Below are 24,706 nucleotides of genomic sequence, written 5' to 3'. Positions count from 1 at the left end.
CGATCTTCGTCCAGCGGTCGACGTCACCGTTGCCCGATTCGTCCACCTCGCTGATGGGAGCCCGCGATGACCGCCCTTCGCCACGTCGCCGACGGCACCCGGCGCCGGCTCCGCGTCGCCGTGCTGGGGCCGAGCCGCTTCCCCCTGTCGCGCCCGTTCGCTGGTGGCCAAGAGGCCTTCACCGCGACCCTGTGCGAACGCCTGCGCCGCCGCGGGCACCACGTCGTCCTCTTCGCCCTCGACGGCTCGGACCCCGGCCTCGCCGACGAGTTCGTCCCGTACGCGGCGCCCCCCTCGCTCAGCGCGGTCGCCCAGGTCGACCCGGGGATGCCCGCCGGGCTCGACTTCGCCGAACATCACGCCTTCCTCGACGCCGTGCGCGTCCTCGGGCTGCGCACCGACATCGACGTCGTCCACAACAACAGCCTGCACCCGTATCCGATCGCGCTCGCCGACCTGCTGCCGGCGCCGATGGTGACGACGCTGCACACGCCGCCGATCCCCTTCATGGAGTCCGCGGCCGCCATGGCCGGCCGACGTTCCCGGCACGTGGCGGTGAGCGGCGCCGTGGCGCGGACCTGGACGACGCTGCCGGGGGTCGAGGTCGTGAGCAACGGCGTCGACGTCGACGCGTTCCTCCCGGGCCCCGGAGGCGGCGGGCTCGCCTGGGCGGGGCGCGTCACGCCCGAGAAGGGCACGCACCTCGCGATCGAGACGGCGCTGCGCCTCGACCTCCCGCTGCGGATCGCCGGCCCGATCAGCGACCCCGACTACTTCGCCCGGTCGGTGCGACCGCTGCTCGACGAGCGCCGCGTGTACGTCGGGCACCTCGACACCGCGGCGCTGCGCGAGCACTACGCCGCGGCCGACGTCCTGCTCGTCACGCCCCTGTGGGAGGAGCCGTTCGGGCTCGTCGCCGCCGAGGCGATGGCGTGCGGCACCCCCGTCGCGGGCTTCGGCGTCGGCGGCCTCACCGACGTCGTCGGCGCCCCCGAGGGAGGAGCCGTCGTCGACGTCCCGGCCGGCATCCACCACACGAGTCACGACGAGTTCGTCACGGGCCTCGCCGCGGCCGTCGGGCGCGCCGCCGGCGTCTCACGCGCGACGGTGCGGTTGCGCGCCGAGCGTGAGTTCGCCGCCGCGACGATGATCGGCCGCTACGAACGCATCTACGCGGCCCTCGCGCGGCGCGCGCCGGCCGAGATCGACGGGATCGCCGGGTGACGCCGCTGCGCGTCGGCTGGTACGTGCACCACCAGGGCCTGGGCCACGCGCGCCGGGCCCGCGCCGTGATCGGGGAGCTCGCGGCGCGAGGACATCGCGTCACCGTGCTGTCCTCGCTGCCCGCACAGGACTGGGCCGGTCCCGTGACGTCCGCCCCCGGGGCCGAGGACCGGACGGCCGGCTGGGTCGAGCTGCCGCCCGACGACGTCGGCCCGATCGTCGACCCCGCCCCCGGGGGCGCGCTGCACTGGGCGCCGCTCGGGCCGTCGGGGTACGCCGACCGGATGCGGGCCCTCGCGGCGTGGATCGGGGCGGAGCGCCCCGACGTGCTCGTCGTCGACGTGTCGTGCGAGGTCGTCGTCCTCGCCCGCGCGCTCGGGGTGCCGGTCGTCACGGTCGTGCTGCCCGGCGACCGCACCGACCCGCCGCACGCCACCGCCCTGCGCCTGGCCACCCGCGTCGTCGCGGCGTTCCCGCGGGAGGCCGCCTCGGCCCGCGGCGTCGACGTGTGCGGCGACCGCATCGCCTACGTCGGCGGCATCTCGGCCCTGTCCGCGCCGGCGACCACGACCGCGCCGGCGACCACGACCGCGCCGGCGACCACGACCGCGCCGGCGACCACGACCGCGCCGGCGACCACGACCGCGCCGGCGACCACGACCACGACCGCGCCGACGACCGCGACCACGCCACCCGACGACGACCGGCGCCACGCCGTCGTCCTCCTCGGGCGCGGGGCCGGCCGGACGAGCAGCGACGCAGACGTGCTCGGCCTGCCCGACGTGCCCGGGTGGCGGTGGAGCGTGGCCGGGCCGGGCTCGTGGGTGGACGACGTCGAGGGACTGCTGCGCAGCGCCGACGTCGTCGTCTGCGGGGCGGGGCAAGGGGCGGTCGCCGACGTCGCCGCCGTCGGCCGCCCGGCCGTCGTCCTGCCCGAACCTCGCCCGCACGACGAACAGCTCGCGACGGGGCACGCGCTGGCGCGCCTCGGGCTGGCCACGGTGCTGCCCGCCTGGCCGACGGACTGGGCAGAGGTGCTCGACGACGCGGTCGCCCCGACCACCGACTGGGCCCGCTGGCGGACCGAGGGCGCCGCCGCCCGGGCCGCGGACGTCGTCGAGGTCGCCGCGGCTCAGGCCCCGACCGGGTCCCGCGCCGCGTCGCCGGGCGCGCAGACGTCGTCGGGCGCCGACGCACCCGCGCCCGACGCGGTGTCGGCCGTGCGAGCCACCCGGGCGGAGGCCGCGTGCGCGTCGGCGTCGTGACCATCGCGCACGGCCGGCACGATCGGCTGGCGCGGCAGCAGCTTCTCCTCGCGGACCAGGGTGCCCCGGGCCGCCCCGTCGGCGTCGAGACGGGCCGGCTCGACGCGGTCGGATCCGTCCGCGATCGCGAACCCGCCGGCCCCGTTCGAGCTCGCGAACCGCACGGTCAGGACATCGGGCAGCGTGACCCGCCCGACCGTGCTGAGGGCCGGGGCTCTGACGACCGATCGGTCAGGTCGTCCGGGCCGGCCGCGGCCCACCGCGTCGTCGTCGCGATGGGCGACCCGGTGGCGGCCGGGCTCGCGCGCACGGCGGGCGCCGACGTCGTCACCCTCGACGTGCCGGCCGACGGGCGCCTCCCGCTGGCGCGCGCACGCAACGCCGGGGCGGCGGCCGCCCTGGCCGCCGGCTGCGAGCTGCTCGTGTTCCTCGACGTCGACTGCCTCCCCGGCCCCGGCCTGATCGCCGGGTACGCGGGGGCCGCCACCGTCGCCCCGGACGCGCTCCTGTGCGGGCCCGTGACGTACCTGCCCCCGCTCGACCTGCCCGACGACCCCGCCCGGCTGACCGACCGGATCACCACCCATCGCACCCCGCACGCGGCCCGGCCCGACCCGGCCGACGGCGAGATCGAGCGCGGCGACGCCTACGAGCTCTTCTGGTCCCTGTCGTTCGCGGTGCGCGCCGACACGTGGGCGCGGCTGGGCGGGTTCTGGCCGGAGTACGCCGGGTACGGCGCGGAGGACACCGACCTCGCGTTCACGGCCCGGGCGGCGGGCGTGCCCCTGTGCTGGGTCGGCGGCGCCGACGCCTACCACCAGCACCACCCGGTGAGCCGGCCGCCGGTCGAGCACCTCGACGACATCCTCGCCAACGGCGCCCTGTTCGCGCGCCGGTGGGGAACGTGGCCGATGACGGGCTGGCTCGAGCAGTTCGAGCGGCGGGGCCTCGTGGCGCGCGACGGCGAGGGCTGGGTCGCCGTGGCCGACGGGTCGACGCCGCGGGTCGCCGACCGGGACCCGGCATGAGACGGATCCGCGTGCTCTCGATCCCGTCCGGCCACCCGTACGTCGCGCACCTGTCCGACCCCGACGGCGACGACGGCGTGACCCGCCTCCCCGACCCGCCCGTGCCGGGCGCGCCGCGGGGGCAGTGGTGGCCGCCCGTCGCGCTCGACGAGGCCTGGGTGCGGGCGCACGCCGGGGAGTTCGAGGTCGTCCACGTGCACTTCGGCGTCGAGGGCCGCACGCTGGCCCAGCTCGACGCGTGGCTCGCCGCGCTCCGGGAGGTGGGTCGCCCGCTCGTCGTCACCGTGCACGACCTGCACAACCCCCACCTGCCCGACAACACCCACCACCGGGCCCAGCTGGACCGCCTCGTGCCCGCCGCGGACGTCGTGCTCACGTTGACGCCCGGCGCCGCCCGGGTCGTCGAGGACACGTGGGGCGTGCCGGTGCGCGTCGTGCCGCACCCGCACGTCGTGCCGCTGCCCGAGATCGGGGCGGACCGGCCGTCGCGGGACGGCTTCGTCGTCGGGGTCCACCTCAAGAGCCTGCGCGCCGACCTCGACGTCCGCGTCCTGCGCGCGCTGTCGGACGTGGTCGCCGAGGCGGCGGCCGAGCCCCCCGTCGGCGGGGGACCGGTGCGCCTGCGCGTCGACGTCAACGCCGGCGCGGGCGCGTTCGACCCGGCGGAGGGGCCGGGCGCGGCGGCGCGGGCGCGCCGGTGGATCCGCGAGGTCGCGGATCGCCTCGAGGTGGACGTCGTCGAGCACCCCCGCTTCGACGACGACGCGTTCCACGCCTACCTCGCCGGCCTCGACCTCGCGGTGCTGCCGTACGCCTTCGGGACGCATTCGGGCTGGTTGGAGGCCTGCGTCGACGTCGGCACCGACGTCCTCGCCCCGGCCGACGGCTGCTACGGCGACCAGCACCCGATCCGCCTCTACGACCGATCCGACCTGCACGCCTCGATCGCGCGCGGCCTGGCCGACTCCCGGGCGGCGGGCCCGCGCCGGCTCGTCACGGCCGACTCCCGGCGCCGCGAGCGCAGGGAGGTCGCCGCCGCCCACCGCCGGGCCTACCTCGACGCCCTCGCCGCCGGCCCCCCGCTCGCGACGGGGACGGGCCGATGAGCGGCGTGTCCGAGGGTCCTGCCGGGCGCGTCGTGCACGTCGTTGCCGGGCCGCCGGAGCACGGTGTGACCCGCCACGCCCTGGACCTGCTCGCCTCCCCGGCCCTCGCTCACCACCGGGTCGCACGGGCCACCGACGCCCGCGCCCTCGACGGCCTCGTCGCGTCGCCCACCCGCGACGCCCTCGAGGCGTCGGGCGCCGGCGATGCGCTCGACGGAACGCGCACCCCCGGCGCCTCGGACGTGGCCGACGCCGGCGACCCACCCGCCCCGTCCGGCGATACGGCGCCCGGGCCGGGTGACGCCGACCTCGTCCACGTCCACGTCACCGACCGGCTCTTCGGCTCCGGCGCCGCCGACGCGGCGGAGCGCATCCTGCGGATCGCGGGTCCGCGGCCCCTCTCGCTCACGCTGCACGACCTGCCGCAGCCCCACGACGTCGGTCCGACGGGCCTCGCGCGCGCGGCCGCCTACGCGGAGCTGTCGCGGCGGGCGCGGCTCGTCGTCGTGGCCTCCGAGCACGAGCGGACCCTGCTCGCCCGGGTCGGCGGGGACGTCTCCCGCGTCCGCGTGGTGCCGCTGCCCCTCGCGCCCCGCGACCTGCCGGCCGAGGGGCACGCCCGCCGAGCGTCCGCCGCCGCATCCGCCGGCGAGGCGGCCGCCGGACGCGCCCCCGGGCCCCGCACCGTCGGGGTCCTCGGGTTCCTCTACCCCGGCAAGGGACACGACACCGCGCTCGCCGCGCTGACCGGGCTCGCGGCCGACGTCGAACTGCTCGCGCTCGGGCGGCCGTCGCCGGGGCACGAGGATCTGGCCGACGACCTCACCGCGCGCGCCGCCGCCGCCGGCCGGGTCGCTCGGGTCACCGGGTTCGTGCCCGACGAGGAGCTGCCCGCCCGGCTCCGCGACGTCGACGTGCCGGCCGCACCGCACGCCCACGTGTCGGCGTCGGGCTCGATCGGGTCGTGGCTCTCGGCGGGGCGGCGGCCGCTCGTCGCCGACGGCGCCTGGGTGCGCGAACTCGAGCGACGCCTTCCCGGCGCGCTGGTCATCGTCGAGGGCGACGGGCCCGGCCCCTGGCGCGAGGCCGTCGCGCGGGCGCTGGCGGACCCGGACTCGACGTGGCTACCTCGCGACCTGCGCCTGGCCCCCACGCGCGACGAGGCCGCCTCGGCGTACGCCGCGCTGCTCGACGCGGCCGCCCGGCCCACGGAGGCCGGCCGGTGAGCACCCCCGACCTCCGGGCCCGCGTCGTCGTCCCCCACTACGAGGCCCCGGAGCGCCTCGCCCGCCTCCTCGCGGCGCTCGACGCCCAGACCGGCGCCGCCTTCGAGGTCGTCGTCGCCGACGACGGGTCGCGCGTCCCGCCCGACCCCGGCCCCCGCGCCTACCCCGTACGCGTCGTGGCGCAGGCCGACGAGGGATTCCGGGCCGCGGCGGCCCGCAATCTCGGTGCCGGTGCCGGTGGGGCGAGCGGCCCGGACGCCCTGCTGTTCCTCGACGCCGACATGGTCCCCACCCCCACCTACGTCGCGGCGATGCTCGCGGCCCTGCGCGGCGCGGACGTCGTCGTCGGACGGCGCCGCCACACCGACCTCACCGGGCGCACGCCGGAGGAGATCCGGGCGTGGCTGACCCGCGCCTCCACGACGGACAACCCCGCCGGCCCGGCCGCGCTGGGCGCCCCCGTCCTGCCCGAGCCGGGCTGGCTCGCCGACGGGTACGCCGCGACCGGCGGCCTCGCCGACCTCTCCGACGACGGGTTCCGGTACGTCATCAGCGCCGTCCTCGGGGTGCGCCGGGACACCTTCGAGCGGCTCGGCGGCTTCGAGGAGAGCTTCGTCGGCTACGGCGGGGAGGACTGGGAGTTCGCGCACCGCGCCTGGCTCGCCGGGGCCGACTTCGCCTACGTGCCGGCGGCGGTGGCCTGGCACGACGGCCCCGACTGGGGCGGGCGACACGACGAGGACGAGGCCGGGCGCCGCGCGCGGGTGGCCGCGAAGAACGTCGAGTCGCTGGCCGTGGCCGACCTCGTCCCGAGCCCGCGCCACCGCGACGACCACCGCGTCTGGTCCGTGCCGCGGGTGCTCGTCGAGCTCGACCCCGCCGTGGCGGCCCTCGAGGGGGCCGAGGCGTTCGCGGTCGTCGCCGATCTGGTCCGCGGCAGCGACGCCCGGGTCGTCGTGGCCGCCGGCGCACCCGTGCGGCGGGTCTGGCCCGCCGGTGACCCGGCCCTGCTCGACGACCCGCCGGGGCGCGCGGTCACCGGCCGGAGCCCGTGGCGGGCCCGCGTCCACGCGCCGGTGCGGCTCGACGAGCCCGGCGCCCTGACCCGACTGGTCGAGGCCGGGGAGGCCGCCTACGTCGCCGACGGTCGACCGGTGCTCACGCTCCGGCACGCCCGCTCGATCGCCCGCGGCCAGGAGCCGCCCCGCCGCGAGTGGCCCCACCCGCTGCCCGCGCCCGGCCCGCCGGACCTCGAGGCCCGCTGGGGCGGCTGGGGCTGACCGACGGCGCCGGGTTCGGTCGGAGTCGATCGAACGCCGCCCGGGCCGGGGCCGGCCGAAGGGCCCCGTCGAAGTCCGTCGGTCGGGTCGGGCCACCGGGGCGCCGCCGGGCCGTCCCGCCGCGCGACCTACGCTGGCGGGGGCTCATCGAGCGTCGCGCGCGGGCCGGCGAGCGAGCCGGAGCGCCAGGCACGGACCGGACGGAGGGACAGCGGTGACGGACGGGTCGTTCCCCATCTACGGCGAGGTCGAGGACGCGGAGTCCCTGCGGCGGCAGGAGCGGTCGTACGCCGCGCTGGCCGCCTCCGCGCGCCGACTCGCCGACGCGGTGATCCGGACCCGCGTCGACCCCGCGCGGGCCGACGAGGTCGCCGCCGACGTCGACGCCCTCGCCGACCGTCTGCTCGTCGACGCCGTGCCGGGCCCGCTCGGTCCGCAGCTGTGTTCCGACGGCATCCTGCGTGACCACGCGAACCCGGCGGTCGGCCTACGCAACCCGCTCGCCCCACCGCTCGTCGTCGAGAAGGACAGGGACGCGGCCACGGCCCGCACGGACGTCGTGCTCGGCGCCGCCTACGAGGGCCCGCCCGGGCTCGTGCACGGCGGGATCATCGCTCTCGTCCTCGACCAGGTGCTCGGGACCGTTCCCGCCCTCGCGGGGCTGCCGGGGATGACGGCGTCGCTCGCGCTCACCTATCGCCGCCCGACCCCGCTCGGCCGCATCGGCGCCCACGCGTGGATCGCCGAGCGCGACGGGTGGAAGGTGACGGTGCGCGGGGTCCTCACCGACGCCGGCGGCGCGACGACCGTGGAGGCCGAGGGCCTGTTCGTCGTGCCCCGGCACTACCGGTCGATGCTCGCGCAGGGCGAGGCCCCGCCCAGCGACGTGGGCGAGTACCCCGCCACGTGAGCCGAGCCGCGTCTCACGCGTCGGAGAGCTGGGCGATCGTCGCCTGGGCGCGGCGGACGGCCTCGCCGGGCACCTGCGGGACGAGGTCGTCGAGGAAGGCGTACCGGCGCCGGACGGCCGCGTGGTAGGCGCCGCGGTCGGGGCAGGCGCGCGTGCGGTGCCACCAGTCGGCGATGTCGCCCCAGCCCGGCGCGGCGAGGGAGCCGCCGACCTCCTGCACCGCGAGCGAGGAGCACAGCGCGGCGAAGGCGAGCCGGTCGGCGAGCGGCCACTGCGCGAGCGTGCCGAGCGTGATCGCGGCGCCGAAGACATCCCCGGCGCCGGTCGGGTCGATCGCGTCGACGCGCAGGGCGGGAACGGCCGCCTCCTCGCCGGTGGTGCTGTCGTAGGCGACCGCGCCGTGGGGGCCGTCGGTGACGACCGCGAGCGGCACGCGATCGGCGAGGGCGTACATCGCGTCGCGCGGGGTGGGCGTCCGCGTGTACGCCATCGCCTCGCCCGCGTTCGGCATGAAGGCGTGGCAGTCGGTGAGGGCGTCAAGCACAGCCGGGTCCCACCGGCCGCTCGCGTCCCAGCCCACGTCGGCGAAGATCAGGGCCCCCGCCTCGCGGGCGGTGTGCGCCCAGGCCGCGCCGCCCGGTTCGTCGGCGTTGAGGTCGAGGAGCACGGCGCGCGACCGTGGCGGGGTGCCGATCATGTCGGTGGCCGACTCGGGTGCGGGGTGCCCGTGCGTGACCATGTTCCGGTCGCCCTCGGTGGCGATGGACACGGTGACGGGGGAGTGCCAGTCGGGGTAGGCGCGGCTGCTGGAGAGGTCGATGTGCTCCTGCGACTCGAGCGTCCGCCACATGAACCGGCCGTAGTCGTCGCCGCCGAAGGCCGCCCCGAGGCTCGTCCGCAGACCGAGCCGGGAGGTGGCGACGGCCAGGTTGGCGATCCCGCCCGGGCACGAGCCCATGCCGTCGGCCCACACCTCCTCGCCGCCGTTCGGCATCCCGGGCAGGCCGGTGAAGATGATGTCGAGGAACACCATGCCCTGCAGGAAGACGTCGAACTGCGGGCCGTCGGGGGCGCGCAGGTGGGCCAGGGGGTCGTAGGGCGGGGGTGGCGGTGTGGACATGTCCGGCTCCTGAGCGTTCGCAGGGTTCGTCGCAGGTCCGGTCGTCAGGACGCGGGGGTGTCGGGGGAGGAGCGCTTCCACCAGCGCTTCTCCTGCTCGCCGACCTCCAGGCAGCGGACCTTGACGTCGCCGAACGCGCTGTAGCCGTCGACGCGCACGCGGGGGAACCCCGGGGGCGGGGTACCCGGCCGGTGGTCCTGCTTGTGGTCGCCGAAGATCGTCATGCCGCTCAGCTCGACGTAGACGCCCGGCGGGACGATGACCTTGACGTCCCCGAACACGCCTGCGGTCGTGATGACGACCTCGTCGGAGGTGAAGACGGCCTCCCGCAGGTCGAGCACCGCGTCGCCGAACACCTGGTAGACGCCGAGCTCGCGCGGCACGCGCCACGGGCCCGACTTCCGGACGTCGCCGAAGACGGGGTAGAGGGACGACGAGTCGTCCGAGGCGCCGGCCTGCGACCTGGCCACCGGCGCGGACCCCGAGGCCGGGACCGGCGCCGACGCGCCACGGGCGGGTACGACCTCGCCCGTCACGCTCTCGGGGCCGAGGCCGTCGGGCCCGATGACGGGCATCTGGGCGTGGGCCCCCGGCGGGCGCTCCCCGCGGACTCGATCCTGGGGGCCGGGGTCGCGGGGCGACGAGGTCATGCCCCCACGCTAGCCCTGGTGACGCCGCGTCGCCCAGGGGTTGCGGTCTCTGCCGCGGCCGTCCGGGCGACACCGGGCCGCGCAGGGGGCAGGTGTGCGGGTGCGGCTGCGGTGACGGCCGGGACGCCGGTGGATACGGGTCAGAGCGTGGCGGCGAGGCCGGCCCAAGCGGCCGCGACACAGCCGAGCAGGGTGCCGAGCCCGTAGGCCGCGGCGGCGCCCCGCCGCGCCGTGCGCAGCAGCGTGAGGGTCTCGACGGTGGCGGTGCTGAACGTCGTGTAGCCGCCGCAGAAGCCGGTCCCGAGGACGAGCGCCACCGCCGGGGAGGCGGTTCCGGCGGCGGTGAGGCCGGCGAGGGCGCCGAGCAGCGCAGAGCCGGTGAGGTTGACGAACAGGGTCGCCCACGGGAACCCGGCGCGCAGCCGGGCCCGGATCGCCGCGTCGAGGACGAACCGGGCCATGGCCCCGACGCTCCCCGCGAGGCAGACGAGCAGGGCGGTCATGGGGCAGGCTCCCGCGGCGTCACCCAGCGGCCGGCGAGGATCCCGAGGCCGGCCGCAGCGAGGCCGACGAGGACGCTCACCGCGCCGTACGCGACGGCGAGGCCCGGCGAGCCGACCCCGACCAGGCGGACCTCCTCGAGGGCCAGCCCGCTGTACGTCGTGAACGCACCAAGCAGTCCGGTGCCGAAGGCGAGGCGGGCGGCGCGGCGCGGTCCGTCGTCGGGGCCGAGTCGGCGCAGGGCCACGAGCAGCGCGGAGAGCACGAAGGCGCCCACGACGTTGACGGTGAACGTCGCCCACGGCCAGGCGCCCGGCGCGGCGGGCACGGCGAGCCCGGTGCCGTAGCGCAACGCGGTGCCGATCAGGCCACCCGCGCCCACCGCCGCGACGGACGCCGGGTCCGGCAGCGACGACCCGGGCGACGACGAGGGCGATGACCGACCGTGACGGGTCATGCGCGCTCTCCTCCTCACTCGGGAGCGCGCCCTGGGCTCCGGGTCGATCCGGCGCCCGACGCGGACCGGGCAGGGCACCTGAGGTGCCCTGCCCGGTCTCGGGACCGCGGGGTCCGAGCGTTCGGCCGTGGCGTCCCTCGCCGCGAGGGACCTCGTCACGACCGTAGCGCCGTCTCGGCCCGCTCGATCCGACGGCGTCGCCCATCGGCCGGCGGAGCCGCAGTCAGCGCGTCGGGTCCGCCGTCACCGGCCCGTCGATGGGGCCGAACGGGTGAGCGCCGCGTCGGCCCGGTCGTCGGAGAACAGGTCGTCGGCCAGGTCGGCCGTGAGCTGCTCGCGCTGCCGGCGCACGGTCGCGCGCTGCTCGCGGCTCAGGGCCCGGGTGGTCGCGACGCACATGCCGATCATGACGAGGCTGAACGGGGCGGCCGCGAGGATCGCCATCGTCTGCAGCGCGGTCAACCCGTCGGTGAGCTCGCCGTTGCTCCAACCGACGAAGAGGAGCACACCCGCGATGGATCCGGCGAGCACGCCCCAGAACACGCGGCTCCACACCGGCGGGTTCGGGTCGCCGCCGTGGGCGAGCATGTCGATGACGAGGGCGCCCGAGTCGGCGCTCGTCACGAAGAAGATGACGATGAGCAGGATGAACAGGCCCGCGAGGATCGGCCCTCCGGTGAGGTTGTCGACGACCTGGAACAGCGAGGTCTCGGTGTCGACGGCGCCGTCGGCGCCGACGAGGTCGCCCGCGCCGAAGATCTGGCGGTACAGCGCGGTGCCGCCGAGGATCGAGAACCACAGGAACGTCAGCGTCGTCGGGACGAGCAGCACGCCCGCGACGAACTCGCGCACGGTGCGCCCGCGCGAGATCCGCGCGATGAAGACGCCGACGAACGGGCTCCAGCTGATCCACCAGCCCCAGTAGTACGTCGTCCAGTTCGAGAGCCAGCTCTCGCCGTCCCCGCCCGCGTAGGGGAAGGTCCGGAAGCTCAGCGAGACGAAGTTCTGGATGTAGGACCCGACGTTCTGGACGAGCTCGCGCAGCACGAACAGCGACGGCCCCAGCAGCAGGATCGCGACCATGAGCACGCCGGCGAGCACGAGGTTCGTGTTCGAGAGGATCTTGATGCCCTTGTCGAGGCCGCTGACGACCGAGATGATCGCGAGCGCCGAGATGCCGGCGACGAGGCCGAGGTAGAGGCCGATGTTGCCGTCGCCGTCGACGAGACCGAGGAAGTCGAGGCCGGCCGCGAGCTGGGTGACGCCGAACCCGAGGGACGTCGCGACCCCGAAGAGGGTGCCGACGATGGCGACGACGTCGATGACGTCGCCGAGGAGGCCGTCGGTGCGCTTGCCGAGCAGCGGCTCGAGCGCCCAGCGGATGGAGACGGGGCGGCCCTTGCGGTGCACGGCGTAGGCGACGGACAGGCCGACGACGACGTAGATCGCCCACGCGTGCAGGCCCCAGTGCAGGAACGTCGTGTTGAAGGCCGACTGCGCCCGTGCGGCGTCGTCGCCGGTGGGGGCGTTGGGCGCGGGCGCCGCGTAGTGGTTGAGGGGCTCGGCGACGCCCCAGAACACGAGGCCGATGCCCATGCCGGCCGCGAAGAGCATCGCGAACCAGCTGAAGACGCCGTACTGGGCGTCCTCGTCGTCGGGGCCGAGGCGGACGTCGCCGTACCGGGACAGACCGACGAAGACGGCGAAGCCGACGAACGCCGTGACGAGCAGGACGTAGTACCAGCCGATGCCGTTGACGACGGTGGTGTTGACGGTCGCCAGCGTCGTCGCCGTCTGCGAGGGGAAGAGGGCCGACCACAGGACGAAGAGGACGGCGATCGCGGCGGCCGGGGCGAACACGGCCTTCATCGCGTGACCGGGGCGGCGGAGCCGTCGCGAGCGGTCGGGTTCGGGGGCGGTCGGGGTGGACGTCGGCGGAGAGTCGACGGACGCGCTCATAGAGCTCCTCGGGGAGGGGTGGGTGCGGGGAGTGACCGAGGGCGGCGGTGCCCTCCAGGCCGACCTGCGAGTGTATCGACGCTGCGCCCGCAACCTCGGGGCTCGCGGTCGGGGCGGGGGTCTGCTCGGGTATCCGGCCAGCTCACCGCCGCCGTCTCACTCTGCGAGCGGTCCGCGCCGGGTGGGCGATCGCGCTGCCGGCGGCGCGATCGACGTCTCCGGCGGACGGCGTTCGCCGTGGTGCCGACTCATAATCTGAGATTGGGGCATCCCAAGGCTTTACTTATGGGTGTGTGCGTGCCGAAATAGGAGGCATGACCTCGCGCCCGCGAATGCACCCGGCCGGAGCGCACCGTGCGCCGGCCGTCGTGTGCGTCGCGGACCGGTGTTGTCGCCCGGCCTGACCTCCGCCCGACAGCACCCCGCCCGCGCTTCCGCGGGCCGCCCCGAGAGAGCCCTCATGTCTGCCGTCACTTCTGCCACGATCGCCGCGCCCACTCCGGTCGCCGACCCCCGCCACGACGTCCTCTGGCAGGTCGAGCTGTTCTCGACGACCGCCCCGGCCGTCCCCGAGGCCGGTGCCGTCTCGCCGCGGGCCGCCTACCAGGACGCGCTCGCCGGGCGTGCTGTGCTGCTCGACGTCCGCTCCGACGCCGAGCGCGCCACCGAGGGCGCGCTCCATCCGGCCCTGCCCGTTCGGGTCGCCACCACCGGCGCGGAGCTGGCCGACCTCGCCGGGGCCGCCCGGGTCCACCTCGTCGGCTCGGCCGACGGCGGCCCCGAGCCCGCGACGTTCGCGGGATTCGATCCCGGCCACCCCCGCGTCACCGTCGTGCGCGGCGGGTTCGCCGCGTGGCGCGCCGCGGGCCTCCCGGTCGCCACCACCGCGCCGATGCGCTGAGGCAGCGCCCGACTCGGCGGTCGTCGCGGCCGCCGGGGCCGGCGGGGGCCGGGCGATCACGCCGCGGACGGGCGTTGATGCCCGATGGTCGACAGGAGGTAGAGGAACGGCGGGCGCCGGGACGCGGAGGGTGAGGTCCCACGCGGTCGGCGTGTTCGCGAGGTGCGGCCACGACGTCACTGACAGAGAACTACCGGCTTTTCGGGCCGTCAAGGGTCGGCCCGGCGACGTATCGCCCTGTGACCTGGGCCGATGGGACAGTAAGACCATCGTGCGTGCACCGACGGTCAGTCCACATCGAGGCCGCACCTCGTCGGCATTCCCCGGCGGCCGCGCGGCCCGACCACGCGGATCGTCACCTCGGTCGCTGCGGGCGCAGGGCCGGGACGGGTCGACTGGGGCTCGTTTTCACGCGAACTGCACTGCCGATCATTCACGCGATCACGTCGTTGCTGGTCAGAGGCCTGCGGAATCGCCGGGTTCGCCATTGGCAGTGCAGTTCTCGTGAAAACCCGGTCCTGTCGACCGGTCGACGCGCCGATGTCGGGCCGAGATCCGGCCGCGGACGCCGTCGCAGTCCGCATCGAGCGGCACCGAGGTCCCGCCGCCCCCGAGGGGTGGGAGGCGTCCCCGCGGCGGACCGGCCCGTGACCCGGGTCGAGACCGCCCGGACTCGTCGCTCGGGTCGCGGCGCTCGGCGGGGGTGGGCGCGCGGCCGAGCGCGACGACGAGGGCGAGCACGACGGCGGGGTCGTCGAGGGCGTCGCCGAACCGGTCGCGGATCTGCCCCATCCGGTACCGCACGGTCTGTGGGTGCACGTGCAGGTCGGCGGCCACGTCGGCGCGTCGTCCCTGGTGGAGCAACCACGAACGGAGGGTGTCGACGAGCGCCTCCCGCTGGGACGGGCGCACGTCGGCGAGCGGGGCGAGCAGGCGTGACGCGAGGTCGTCGCGCACCTCGGGGTCGGCGGCGAGGACGAGGTCGACGAGACGGTCGTCGGCATCGAGCGTGTCGAGCCGGCGACGGGGCAGGCGCAGCAGGGCCCGGGCTCGGCGCACGGACTCCGCGGCCCTCTCCCAGGGCAGGGTCGAGGACACGACGGCCCCCCGCCCGCTCAGATCCCGTACGAGCCGCGCCCGCCCCCCGGCCGACAGGTCGGGCACGAGCAGGAGCGTCCACGCGTCGTCGAGGTCGGGCAGGTCGCCGGAGACGGACAGGGTGCGCGGGTCGAGGCGGGTGCGCACGGCCGCTCCCTGCCCCTCGGTCAGCAGCAGGCACGTCAGCGTCGTCGGCGGGCTCCACTGGGCACGCCGCGCGGCCTCGTCGACGGCTCGCGCGTCGGCGCCGCCGGCCAGCCGGCGGGTGAGGGTCGCGAGGTGCCGTTCGCGGGCGCGGCCGCTGGAGGCGAGCTCGTCGGCGTGGCCGGTGACGCTCGCCGCCGTCAGCTCGTCGATGTAGGCGAACACCAACTCGGCGAAGGCACCGATCGACTCGGCCGACATCCCGCCCTCCGCGGCCGTGCGCGAGAGCCGCCGCCAGCTCACGCGCGCGCCGATCCGGTACGCGGCGAGCAGGGCGTCCATGCTCCGGCCGCTGCGCGCCTCCCCGCGACCGAGGTCGTAGGCGCCGGAGGTGCTCTTCGCGACAGGGGTCGACGCGTCGTCGCTCCCGGCCGCCAGGGTGAGGAAGTGGTCGAGGGCGAGCTGCACGGCCTGACCCACGCGCACCCCCGGATCGCCCCGCAGGTCGGCGTAGCCCGGGATGGCCGCGATGATCGCCTCGACGGCCTCCTGCGCGGCCGGCCCCACCTCGTCGCGCAACCGGAGCAACAACTCCTCCGACAGCGCGAGTCCGCCGGGAGCAGAGAGGGGGAGGTCAGCGACCTGATCACCCATGAATCGTTCCCGGAGAACGACGAACTCGACCGTCTTCACATCGCATGGTCAAGAGATTAGCCCCTGGGGAGAGGAAAGGTGGGGGATATGTCGTTCCTTCTGGGCCCGCCGCAGACCGCCCCGCGGCCGCGCGCCCTCCGCCGCCTCGGCGCCCGGGCGCTCAAGGTCGCCGAGTTCCTCACGACCCCACTGCTCCCCGCCGACTACGGCAGCCTCATCGCCCCGCTGCACCTGTCGGCGGACCTGCGCGGCCGCCTCGTCGAGCGCCGCCGTGAGACCGCCGACGCCGCCACCCTGCTCATCCGCCCCGGGCGCGGCTGGCGGCCGCACGTGCCGGGCCAGTACATCCGGATCGGGGTCGACGTCGACGGCGTCCGCCACTGGCGCGCCTACTCCCTCACCTCCCGGGTGGGGGCCGACGACGGCCTTGTCGCCGTCACGGTGAAGAAGATCCCGGACGGCGTCGTCAGTCGACACCTCGTCGACGAGATCGAGCCGGGCACGCTGCTCATGCTCGACCAGGCGGCCGGCGACTTCGTCCTCGGCCCGCGCGCGCCCCGCCGGGCCCTGTTCCTCACCGCCGGCAGCGGCATCACCCCCGTCATGGGGATGCTGCGCAACCACCCCGAGCTGACCGACGTCGTCGTCGTGCACAGCGCTCCGACCGCGGACGACGTCGTCATGGGCGCCGAGCTGCGCGCCCTGCACGACAGCGGCCGCATCCGGCTGGTCGAGCGCCACACCCGGGTCGAGGGCATCCTCGACCTGCGCCCCGACGGCGCATCCGGCGACGAGTCCGACGCCGACGCCGCGCGCACCCTAGACGCCCTCGTGCCCGACTGGCGCCTGCGCGAGACGTGGGCGTGCGGCCCGACCGCGATGCTCGACGCCGCCCAGGAGCGCTGGGACGCCGCCGGTCTCGGGGTCCGCCTGCACACCGAGCGCTTCCGCCCCGTCGTCGCCGCGACGGGCGACGGCGGCGTCGTGACCTTCACCCGCTCCGGCCTCGACGTCGACGCCGACGGCGGCGCCCCGATCCTCGACTCCGGCGAGGACGCCGGCGTCCTCATGCCGTCGGGGTGCCGCATGGGCATCTGTTTCGGCTGCGTCGCGCCCCTGCGCGAGGGATCCGTGCGCGACCTGCGCACCGGCGAGGTGACGACCGCCTCCGCCGGCAACGGCGGCGGCGCCGTCCCCATCCAGACCTGTGTCAGCGCCCCCGCCGGCGCCTGCTCGATCGACCTGTGAACGAGGAGTGACCATGACCGCCACCATCACCGGCGTGACCGACCGCGAGGACACCGAGCCCGAGACCACCGAGCCGGAGACCACCGACCCGGCCGACGCACAGCCCGCGCGCACGACGGACGCCGCGCCCACCACCCCCACGCGCGAGACGCGCGCCGGCAAGGCCACCCGCCGCCCCGCCCGCGCCTCGGCCGCCACGACGGAGCGCCACTGGAAGCCCAAGCGCTCCGGCGGCGCCGACCCCGCCGGCCACCTGACGCCCGCGCAGATCGACGCCCTCGGCCGGGAGCTCGACGCCCTGCGCGACGAGGTCATGGCGACCCGGGGCGCCGCGGACGCCGCCTACATCCGCCGGCTCATCACCGTGCAGCGCGGCCTCGAGCTGGGCTCGCGCCTCGTGCTCCTCGGCTCGAAGAACAAGGCCGCCTGGGTGGCCGGGACGCTCGGCCTCACGGCCGCGAAGATCCTCGAGAACATGGAGATCGGGCACAACGTCATGCACGGCCAGTGGGACTGGATGCGTGACCCGAAGATCCACTCCTCGAGCTGGGAGTGGGACCACGCGGCCACCGCCGCGATGTGGAAGCACAGCCACAACGAGGTCCACCACACGTACACGAACGTCGTCGGCCGCGACAACGACCTCGGCTACGGCATCCTGCGCGTCGACGCCGACCAGAAGTGGCACCCGGCGTTCCTCGCCCAGCCGATCTACAACATCGTCAACGCGATCACGTTCCAGTACTCGATCGCCCTGTACGACCTCGAGCTCGGGCGGCACCTCAAGTACCGCAAGCGCCTCAGCGACCAGCAGAAGACGGACTTCGTGGCCGGGGTACGCGCCGTCGCCGCGAAGACGGCTCGGCACGTGGCACGTGACTACGTCGTCCACCCCGCCCTGTCGGGGACGTCGTGGCGCTCGACCGCCGCGGCCAACTTCACGGCGAACCTCGTCCGGAACCTGTGGACCAACACCGTCATCGTGTGCGGTCACTTCCCCGACGGGGTCGAGACGTTCGCAAAGGCGTCGATCAGGGACGAGACGCGCGGCGAGTGGTACCTGCGCCAGATGCTCGGCTCCGCGAACATCTCCGGGCCCCCCGCGATGCACCTGGCCACGGGCAACCTGTCGCACCAGATCGAGCACCACATGTTCCCCGACCTGCCGAGCAACCGGTACGCCGAGGTCGCCGTGCGGGTGCGCGAGATCTTCGACCGCTACGACCTCCCGTACGTCACGGGCCCGCTGCACACCCAGTACCTGTCGGTGTGGCGCAAGGTCATCCGCTACTCCCTGCCGAACGGGGCGTGGGAGGACCTCAGGGAGCAGCCTGTCCCGACCCTGCGCCGCGGCCTGTCGTGGCTGGGGGCGCAGGTGCGCGGCTCCCGCCGTCACCGGGCGTGACGTCGCGGCCGGCCGGCGATCCGCGTCGGACGAAGAGGGCGACGCCGAGCGCCGAGACGGCCATGCCGACGAGGGCGAGCAGTGACAGCGGCTCACCGAACATCAGGGCCGTCCACACGGCCGTCGTCGGCGGGGTGAGGTAGAGCAGCACGCTCGCGATCGACGAACCGTGCCGGCCGATGAGGGCGAGGTAGGTGCCGTAGCCGCCGAACCCGGCGAGGACCACGAGCCACGCCTCGGCCCCGACGAACGCCCACGTCAGCGGCGGGGCGGCCGCGCCGTGCAGCAGCGCCCAGGTGCCGAACCCGACTGCGGCCGTGCTCATCTGGATGGTCATGCCCGTGACGACGTCGACCGGGTCGGCGCTGCGGCCGGCGGCGAACGTGCCCGCGCCGAGGCCGAGCATCGCGACGATCGGCAGCGCGTAGGCCCACGACGGGGCCGCGCCCGAGGCCAGCCCCGTGCCCACGACGAGGACGACTCCCGCGAACCCCAGGGCGAGCCCCGTGAGCCGCATCGGTGAGAGCCGGTGCGGTTCGGCCGCGTGGGACCCGAACCGCGCGACCGCGAGCGCGACGAGTAGCGGCTGCAGTGCGGCGATGAGCGCCGTCGTCGAGGCCGATACCCCGAGCTGGACGCCCAGGAAGACCCCGCCGAGGTAGACGAACTGCATGACCACCCCGAGCGGCACGTGGCGGCGCAGCGCGGCCCGGGTGACCCGCCGCCCCGTGAGCGCGCAGAACGCGACGAGCAGCGCCGACGCGGCGATGAACCGCCACATGAGCAGCGTGTCGGCGCCGGTGAGACGGGTCCCCATCTCGGCCCCGACGAAGCCGGAGCTCCACAGCACCACGAAGGCGGCGGCGAGGGGGATCAGGGGGCGGGAGGCGACCATGAGGACAGATAATCACACCGGTCGGTATACTGGCAGTCGCCATCCGCCCGTCGGACCCGAGCCGGGTCCGAACGCCGGGGCGATCGCGAAGGGAGTTCCGTGCGCATCCACGCCGAGCCGCCGGCCACGCCCGCGGCCGCCCGCATCCTGTCCGCCGCCGCGGACCTCTTCTACGCGGAGGGGATCGGCGCGGTGGGGGTCGACCGCATCGCCGACGAGGCGGGCACGACGAAGAAGACGATCTACGACCGGTTCGGCTCCAAGGAGGGGCTCGTCGTCGCGTACCTGCGGGCGCGGCACGCCCAGTACGCGGCGCACGTGCACGACACGCTCGACGCCGCGCCGGCGGGGGCCGACCCCGTCCTCGTCGCGTTCGACGCCCTCGCCGCCTGGATCGGGGCCCGCCACCGGGGGTGCGGCTTCGTCAACGCCTACGCCGAGCTCGGCGCGACGACGCACGCCGGCGTGGACGTGATCCGGGACGAGAAGGCCTGGGTCGAGGCCCTGTTCGCGTCGCTCGCCGCCGCCCACCACCCCGAGGTCGCCGACCCCGACGCCCTCGCCCGCCGCCTCGCGGTCGTCTACGAAGGCGCGATCGTCCGCACCTCCGCCGCCGACGACCGGGCGGCGATGGGCCTCGCCCGCGACACGGCCGCCCTCCTCATCGCCGCCGCGAGCGGTCCGGCTCCCGGTGCCCGGGAGAGGCCGGGCGCGGGCCCGGCGGCGGGGCGCCCCGGCGGCGCGCCCCGGCATCCCGTCGCATAGCCCGCCCGATCCGGGTACGGTCGCCCGCACGGGAGCCCACGAGGGAGGACGCGATGGACGAGACGACGATGCCGAGGCGGCTGGCGGGCCGGACCGCGGCGGTCACCGGAGGCGGGCGCGGCATCGGAGCGGTGCTGGCGCACCGGTTGGCGGCCGAGGGCGCCGACGTCGCCGTGCTCGACCTCATCGACGAGGCCCCCGAGACGGCGCGTCGCATCGGCGAGGAGACGGGCGCCACCACGTGCGCCGTGCGGTGCGACGTCACCGACGAGGCCGGTGTCGACGCGGCGTTCGGCGAGGTCGAGGAGACCCTCGGGCGGCCCGTCGACGTGCTCGTCACGGCGGCCGGGATCGCCCACAACGTCGACGCCCACGAGGCGAGCGCCGCCGACTTTCGGCGGGTCGTCGACGTCAACCTCACCGGGACGTTCCTGTGCGCCGCCCGGGTTGCGCGCCGCCTCATCGAGACGGACCGGCCGGGGTCGATCGTCACGATCGCGTCGATGTCGGGGCACATCGTCAACATCCCCCAGCCGCAGGCGGCGTACAACTCCTCCAAGGCGGGGGTCATCATGCTGACCAAGAGCCTCGCGCTGGAGTGGATCGGCCACGGGATCCGCGTCAACGCCGTCTCGCCGGGGTACATCGCCACGCCGATGACGCGGGCGGTGAGCGAGTCGGACCCGGAGATGTACGCCGAATGGGTGCGCCGCACGCCGCTCGGACGCGTCGGGACGCCCGAGGACCTCGCGCCGCTCGTCGCGTTCCTCGCCAGCGACGAGGCGGGGTTCCTCGTCGGCAGCGACGTCCTCGCGGACGGCGGGTACCTGCTCGGCTGACCTCGCTTGCGACACTGGGGCCCATGGCGACCCCCCGACTTCGACGTGAACTCGAGCAGGCCCTGGAGAACGTGCGGCACCGGACGGAGGGCGAGGCGTCGTCGTACCTGTCCGACGTGTCGGACGAGCAGGTCGACGCGCTCGGGGCGGCGATCTGCGACACCGACGGGGTCGTGACCACGGCGGGCGACTGCGACCACGTCTTCCCGCTGCAGTCGGTCTCGAAGGCGTTCGCGTACGCGGTGACCCTGCAGGAGATCGGGCTCGAGGAGGTCCTCGCGCACGTGGGGGTCGAGCCGTCGGGCGACGCCTTCAACCAGCCGTCGCTGCGTCGCGACGGGCGGCCCTTCAACCCGCTCATCAACGCCGGGGCGATCCTCACCCACGGCCTCATCCCGGGCGGCACGGACGGCGCCCGCGAGGAGCTGCTCCTCGCGACCTTCTCCGCGCTCGCGGGCGAGGAGCTCGAGGTGGACGAGGAGGTGTACGCGGCCGAGGCGGAGCGGGCCGACCTCAACCTGTCGCTGGCGCACCTGCTCGCGGCCGAGGGCGTGCTCCCCGACGACCCGCGCGAGGTGGTGCGCGGCTACCTGCGGCAGTGCTCGATCAACGTCACCGCGCCCCAGCTCGCCGTCATGGGCGCGACCCTTGCCGGGGGCGGGGTCAACCCCCGCACCGGCGACCGGGTCCTCGACGAGGGGGTCGTCACGCAGACCCTCTCGGTGATGATGACGTGCGGCATGTACGACGCCTCGGGCCAGTGGGTCGCGGAGGTCGGCCTGCCGGCCAAGAGCGGCGTGTCGGGCGCGCTCGTCGGCGTCGTGCCGGGCGTCATGGGGCTGACCGCCTACTCCCCGCGGCTCGACTCCCAGGGCAACTCGGTGCGCGGCATCCAGTTGTTCGAGGAGCTCAGCGAGCAGTGGGACCTGCACCTGCTGCGCCACCGCGAGCCCCTCGCGGGGCTGCGCGAGGCCCGCGGCGAGCGCTAGGCCTACTGACGCGGGGGGGCGCTGCTGATTCGGTTGATCCGGTGCCGACGCGCTGCTGATCCCGGCCGGCGCGCTGGGCATACGGCCCGCCGGGTCGGAGTTTTCGCGACAACTGCTCTGCCTTCGGCGGCGCCACTTGCATCGTCGCTGTTCACAGGGTTGGCCCTCTCGCCGGCGCGCCATCGGCAGTGCAGTTGTCGTGAAAACTCGGCGAACGGGGGGCGAGCGTAGCCGATCTGACGCCGCCTCGGGGTACATCCGGATGCCCCCCGAGGGCCCCAAGAGTCACGCACCGACGAGGAGGAGCTCGCGTCGTCGTCGGCCGCACGGGCGCGTTGCCGGACGATCGGTATGCGCCCGCGTCCGGGTCCGGACCGGCCGTTCTCCCGGCGCGACCGCGTGGTCAGGCCGCGCCGAGCGTCGTCCCGGTCGTCGCGGCCGGCGCCCCCTCGGGAGCGGCGGTCAGCGGGTGCGCGATCTCGTCGGCCCGCAGCCGGGCCACGACGATCGCCAGCACCGCGATCACCGCGGGCGCGAGGCCCGCGACCGCGAACGTCGCCGTCAGCCCGATGACGTGCGAGACCGGCGCCGCGATCGCCATCGAGACCGGCATGAACAGCAGCGACACGAAGAAGTCGAGGCTCGAGACGCGGCCGAGCAGCTCGGGCGGCACCCGGCGCTGCAGGATGGTGCCCCAGATGACCGTCGCGCCCTCGAACGCGGCACCCACGAGCCCGGCCGCCACGACGAACACCCACACGCGGTCGGCGACACCGATGACGGCGAACGGCAGCGTGCCGAAGCCCCATGCGCACACCATCCACGTGAGATAGCGGCGCGGCAGCGGCCGGGCGGCCACGGCGAACGACGCGAGCGCGCCGCCCACCCCGAACGCCGCGAGCACCAGCGCGTGCTCGCCCGGCCCGCCGCCCGCGTGGTCCTTGAGCGCGAAGGGGATGAGCACCTCCATCGGGCCCATGATGAGCAGCACGAGCACCGAGGCGAAGCCGAGCGTCGCCCACAGCCAGGGCGTGGCGCGCAGGTAGGCGAAGCCCTCCCGCAGGTCGGTGAGCACCGCCCGCACGGGGGCCGCGTCGCGCTCGACGTCGGCGGTGGGGGCGCTCGCGACCTGGCCGTGCAGGACGCCGACCGGGCGGGGGGCGACGGGCAGCAGCACGAGGGCCGCGAGGGCCGTGGCCCCGGCGGCCACGGCGAGCGCGGCGGCGGGAGAGAAGGCGGCCACGACGACCCCGGCGAGCGCCGGCCCGCCCGCGTTGACGAGCATCTGCCGCAGCACGCCCTCGAGCCCGTTGGCGGGCAGCAGGTCGGCCGCGGGCAGGACGATGGGCAGCAGCGCCGAGTACGCGGGGTAGTACAGGCCGTCCATCGCGCCGCCGACGGCCGCCGCGACCGCGAGGTGCCAGATCTGCACCCCCCCGGACAGGGCGAGGACGGCGACCCAGGCGAGGGCCATGAACTTCACCGTCTCCGTGCACAGGAGGATGTGCCGCTGCGCCACGCGGTCGGCGAGCACGCCCCCGAACAGGGCCGTGGCGAGCATCCCGCCGGCCGCCGCGCCGGTGACGACCCCGAGGTCGCCCGCCGACCCGCCGAGGGCGACGACCTGCCACACGAGCGCGACGACGAGGATGCCCGCCGAGGCCATCGAGGCCATGAGCGAGACCGTGAGGAACCGGTAGTCGCGGTGCCGCAACGGGGCGAGCGCGCCCCAGCGTCGATCCGTCACGGCGCGCCTCCTGTCTCCGTCTCGAGCTCTCACCGACCTGCGTCGGACGTCTCCTCGAGTAGAGCAGGGTCCACCGACGAGGTCACCTCGTTTTCGCGCGCGTGAGGGCCAGGGGCACCGCCGCCGCGCACGCGGCCGCCACGACGAACATCGCGGTCGGGAACGACGTCCGGGCCGCCACGGCCCCGATGACGATCGAGGCGAGCGCGGTCCCGGCGTCGAAACCGACGTTCCACACCGCGCTCGCCATGCCGACCTGGCGCTGGGGGACGGCCTGGAACGACAGCACGAGGGTGAGGTTCTGCAGCGCGCCGTAGGACAGGCCGACGAGCGCGGCCCCCGCGAAGAGGGCCGGGGCGCGCGACTCCTGCTCCGACAACGCCCAGCCGACGAGGCCCAGACCCACCACGGTGACGACCGTCAGCGGCCACACGAGAGGCCCCGCCCCGCGGGCGTCGGCGAGCGGCCCGGCGTACCAGCGCGCGAGGGCGGCGACGACGCCGACGACGAAGAGCACGAGGGTCGCCCGGCCGGTGTCGGCGATCATCTGCGGCGCGAACGTCAGCAGGCCGCCGCCCGCGAGCGTGACCGAGAAGAGCAGCAGGCAGGGGACGACGAGGCGCGCGAGGGCGGCCCGGGGCGACCCCGCGTCGCGCGGGTGGGCCGGGCCGGGCCCCGGGTCGGTCGCCCGCCGCGCGTGGGCACGGGCGATCGCCCGCGCGAGCACGAACGCGGCGGGGATCCCGAGCACGGGCAGCGCGCCCAGCGCGAACACGACGCCGAACCCGAACCGCTCCGCCACCCACGGCCCGACCGGCAGGGCGATCACGTTGGGCAGGGCGACCGCGAGGCCGTAGGCGCCGATCCCGGCCCCGCGCCGGGCCGGCGCGACGAGCTCGGCGACCGCGGCGCCGCCGCACACGGTGAGCACCCCGAACCCCACCCCCCGCACGGCCGACAGGGCGAGCAGCGGCCCGAGCGCGTCCGTCGCGCCCATGAACACCGCGGGCGCACCGAGCAGGACGAGCCCGGCGGCGAGGACGACGCCCCACCCGGCCCGCGCGAGGGCGCGCGGCACGAAACCCTGGGTCGCGACCGTCGCGAGCAGCAGCACCCCGTTGACGAGCCCGGCCCCGGCGGCGTCCGCCCCGCCGCGCACCGCCCACAGCGGTGCGACGGGCAGCAGGGCGGCGAAGCCGGAGAACCCGAGAATCGTGGCCACCGCGAGCGCGTGCATCCCGGGGACGCGCCAGATCGAGGTCGACACCTGTGGCACGTTACCCGCGCCCTTCCTA

The 24,706-nt window shown here is 75.7% G+C and carries 22 protein-coding genes; 13 read left to right on the top strand and 9 right to left on the bottom strand.

All coding sequences use genetic code 11. From position 1 onward, the window contains the following. Positions 1-66 precede the first annotated feature (66 nt). The 7 genes from ICW24_RS01135 (at position 67) to ICW24_RS01105 (ending at position 8,039) form a co-directional block, all read left to right on the top strand. Complete coding sequence (locus ICW24_RS01135) at positions 67-1,224, top strand: glycosyltransferase (RefSeq protein ID WP_226343879.1); 1,158 nt, start codon at positions 67-69, stop codon at positions 1,222-1,224. Further along, a complete protein-coding gene (locus ICW24_RS01130; RefSeq protein WP_226343878.1) occupies positions 1,221-2,489 on the top strand; it encodes a glycosyltransferase in 1,269 nt (422 codons plus the stop codon). The genes ICW24_RS01135 and ICW24_RS01130 overlap by 4 nt, the downstream gene beginning before the upstream one ends. Continuing rightward, positions 2,471-3,517, top strand: coding sequence for a glycosyltransferase family 2 protein (locus ICW24_RS01125; RefSeq protein WP_226343877.1), 1,047 nt, complete (start codon positions 2,471-2,473; stop codon positions 3,515-3,517). Before ICW24_RS01130 ends, ICW24_RS01125 begins: the two co-directional genes overlap by 19 nt. Beyond that, positions 3,514-4,623, top strand: a complete 1,110-nt coding sequence (locus ICW24_RS01120; protein WP_226343876.1) for a glycosyltransferase — start codon at positions 3,514-3,516, stop codon at positions 4,621-4,623. The genes ICW24_RS01125 and ICW24_RS01120 overlap by 4 nt, the downstream gene beginning before the upstream one ends. Continuing rightward, positions 4,620-5,849, top strand: a complete 1,230-nt coding sequence (locus ICW24_RS01115; protein WP_226343875.1) for a glycosyltransferase family protein — start codon at positions 4,620-4,622, stop codon at positions 5,847-5,849. Before ICW24_RS01120 ends, ICW24_RS01115 begins: the two co-directional genes overlap by 4 nt. Beyond that, positions 5,846-7,129 carry a glycosyltransferase family 2 protein gene (locus ICW24_RS01110; RefSeq protein WP_226343874.1) on the top strand — a complete coding sequence of 428 codons (1,284 nt, stop codon included), beginning with the start codon at positions 5,846-5,848 and terminating at the stop codon, positions 7,127-7,129. Before ICW24_RS01115 ends, ICW24_RS01110 begins: the two co-directional genes overlap by 4 nt. Before the next feature lie 214 nt (positions 7,130-7,343). Further along, positions 7,344-8,039, top strand: a complete 696-nt coding sequence (locus ICW24_RS01105) for a PaaI family thioesterase (RefSeq protein ID WP_226343873.1) — start codon at positions 7,344-7,346, stop codon at positions 8,037-8,039. Positions 8,040-8,052: 13 nt separating this feature from the next. Here ICW24_RS01105 and ICW24_RS01100 read toward each other — a convergent pair whose 3' ends face one another. The 5 genes from ICW24_RS01100 to ICW24_RS01080 form a co-directional block, all read right to left on the bottom strand. Then, positions 8,053-9,159 carry a PfkB family carbohydrate kinase gene (locus tag ICW24_RS01100; protein ID WP_226343872.1) on the bottom strand — a complete coding sequence of 369 codons (1,107 nt, stop codon included), beginning with the start codon at positions 9,157-9,159 and terminating at the stop codon, positions 8,053-8,055. A gap of 44 nt (positions 9,160-9,203) precedes the next feature. Beyond that, positions 9,204-9,809 (bottom strand): LiaF domain-containing protein, encoded by a 606-nt coding sequence (locus ICW24_RS01095; protein ID WP_226343871.1) that lies wholly within the window; start codon positions 9,807-9,809, stop codon positions 9,204-9,206. A 140-nt stretch (positions 9,810-9,949) separates the two neighbouring features. Next, positions 9,950-10,312, bottom strand: a complete 363-nt coding sequence (gene crcB / locus ICW24_RS01090) for a fluoride efflux transporter CrcB (protein WP_226343870.1) — start codon at positions 10,310-10,312, stop codon at positions 9,950-9,952. Then, on the bottom strand, positions 10,309-10,767 hold the full coding sequence (locus tag ICW24_RS01085; RefSeq protein ID WP_226343869.1) for a fluoride efflux transporter FluC: 459 nt from the start codon (positions 10,765-10,767) through the stop codon (positions 10,309-10,311). The genes crcB and ICW24_RS01085 overlap by 4 nt, the downstream gene beginning before the upstream one ends. Positions 10,768-11,010: 243 nt before the next feature. Continuing rightward, positions 11,011-12,726 (bottom strand): BCCT family transporter, encoded by a 1,716-nt coding sequence (locus tag ICW24_RS01080; RefSeq protein ID WP_226343868.1) that lies wholly within the window; start codon positions 12,724-12,726, stop codon positions 11,011-11,013. A gap of 460 nt (positions 12,727-13,186) precedes the next feature. Between ICW24_RS01080 and ICW24_RS01075 the strand changes: the two genes are divergently transcribed. Further along, on the top strand, positions 13,187-13,627 hold the full coding sequence (locus tag ICW24_RS01075; RefSeq protein WP_226343867.1) for a rhodanese-like domain-containing protein: 441 nt from the start codon (positions 13,187-13,189) through the stop codon (positions 13,625-13,627). A 456-nt stretch (positions 13,628-14,083) separates the two neighbouring features. Here ICW24_RS01075 and ICW24_RS01070 read toward each other — a convergent pair whose 3' ends face one another. Then, entirely contained in the window at positions 14,084-15,523 is a 1,440-nt protein-coding gene (locus ICW24_RS01070; protein ID WP_226343866.1) for a PucR family transcriptional regulator, read from the bottom strand. A gap of 87 nt (positions 15,524-15,610) precedes the next feature. Here ICW24_RS01070 and ICW24_RS01065 point away from each other — a divergent pair, with 87 nt between their 5' ends. Together ICW24_RS01065 and ICW24_RS01060 are read left to right on the top strand one after the other, a co-directional pair. Beyond that, positions 15,611-16,771, top strand: a complete 1,161-nt coding sequence (locus tag ICW24_RS01065; RefSeq protein ID WP_226343865.1) for a ferredoxin reductase — start codon at positions 15,611-15,613, stop codon at positions 16,769-16,771. A 13-nt stretch (positions 16,772-16,784) separates the two neighbouring features. Continuing rightward, on the top strand, positions 16,785-18,176 hold the full coding sequence (locus ICW24_RS01060) for a fatty acid desaturase family protein (RefSeq protein WP_226343864.1): 1,392 nt from the start codon (positions 16,785-16,787) through the stop codon (positions 18,174-18,176). Here ICW24_RS01060 and ICW24_RS01055 read toward each other — a convergent pair. Then, the gene (locus ICW24_RS01055) at positions 18,091-19,071 is read right to left on the bottom strand and encodes a DMT family transporter (protein ID WP_226343863.1); all 981 of its coding nucleotides are present in this window, start codon (positions 19,069-19,071) and stop codon (positions 18,091-18,093) included. The two genes, ICW24_RS01060 and ICW24_RS01055, sit on opposite strands and share 86 nt — an antisense overlap. 99 nt (positions 19,072-19,170) lie before the next feature. On the opposite strand from ICW24_RS01055, the gene ICW24_RS01050 reads away from it, so the two are divergent. Genes ICW24_RS01050 through glsA form a run of 3 tightly spaced genes read left to right on the top strand, consistent with a single transcriptional unit; the run spans position 19,171 to position 21,664 of the window. After that, positions 19,171-19,836: a TetR/AcrR family transcriptional regulator gene (locus ICW24_RS01050; RefSeq protein ID WP_226343862.1), complete on the top strand. Its 666-nt coding sequence runs from the start codon at positions 19,171-19,173 to the stop codon at positions 19,834-19,836. Positions 19,837-19,889: 53 nt separating this feature from the next. Beyond that, the gene (locus ICW24_RS01045) at positions 19,890-20,675 is read left to right on the top strand and encodes an SDR family NAD(P)-dependent oxidoreductase (protein ID WP_226343861.1); all 786 of its coding nucleotides are present in this window, start codon (positions 19,890-19,892) and stop codon (positions 20,673-20,675) included. Between the two features lie 23 nt (positions 20,676-20,698). Beyond that, a complete protein-coding gene (gene glsA / locus ICW24_RS01040; protein ID WP_226343860.1) occupies positions 20,699-21,664 on the top strand; it encodes a glutaminase A in 966 nt (321 codons plus the stop codon). Positions 21,665-22,067: 403 nt separating this feature from the next. On the opposite strand, the gene ICW24_RS01035 is transcribed toward glsA, so the two are convergent. Both ICW24_RS01035 and ICW24_RS01030 read right to left on the bottom strand, forming a co-directional pair. Further along, positions 22,068-23,411 carry an MFS transporter gene (locus tag ICW24_RS01035; protein ID WP_226343859.1) on the bottom strand — a complete coding sequence of 448 codons (1,344 nt, stop codon included), beginning with the start codon at positions 23,409-23,411 and terminating at the stop codon, positions 22,068-22,070. Positions 23,412-23,493: 82 nt separating this feature from the next. Continuing rightward, entirely contained in the window at positions 23,494-24,678 is a 1,185-nt protein-coding gene (locus ICW24_RS01030) for an MFS transporter (RefSeq protein ID WP_226343858.1), read from the bottom strand. Positions 24,679-24,706: the final 28 nt, after the last annotated feature.

This window comes from Agilicoccus flavus (assembly GCF_014857905.1).
Taxonomy (GTDB): domain Bacteria; phylum Actinomycetota; class Actinomycetes; order Actinomycetales; family Dermatophilaceae; genus Agilicoccus; species Agilicoccus flavus.
The sequence above is the reverse complement of the archived record's forward strand: the minus strand, read 5'-3'. Positions and strand labels throughout refer to the sequence as shown.